The sequence below is a fragment of the Vibrio sp. 2033 genome (assembly GCF_033339735.1).
This window is the reverse complement of the sequence record NZ_JAWOVC010000369.1, coordinates 350-687: the sequence shown is the minus strand read 5'-3', so window position 1 is coordinate 687 and position 338 is coordinate 350. Positions and strand designations below refer to the sequence as shown.

Annotated in this window: 1 protein-coding gene; it reads left to right on the top strand. The window is 47.9% G+C overall.

Going from position 1 to position 338, the window contains the following annotated elements:
• Position 1: 1 nt before the first annotated feature.
• Positions 2-338 (top strand): outer membrane protein assembly factor BamB family protein (locus tag R7P74_RS26650; RefSeq protein ID WP_318123659.1); only part of this gene is annotated, 337 nt, incomplete at its 3' end.

Below are 338 nucleotides of genomic sequence, written 5' to 3'. Positions count from 1 at the left end.
GATGAAAAGAGTCTTTAAGAAAGCCTTGTTAGGGGCATTAACGGTGGGCATCCTGGCTGGTTGTGCTGGCGAGGAAGATACCATCGTTATGGCACCACTACCGCAGGTAGATAGTCAGTTTACGACCAAGAGTGAATGGAACACATCGATTGGTGATGGTGTTGGTCATTACTTCTCAAAGCTTTCTCCTGTCTACGCAAACGACATGTTGTTTGTCGCGAGCCGTGATGGTTTGGTGAAAGCGCTTGATCCAGAAAATGGTAAGCAATTATGGCAAACCGATCTGGAAGAAGACGTGATTGCTCGTCTGTCTGGCGGTATTACTGCGGCGTACGAAC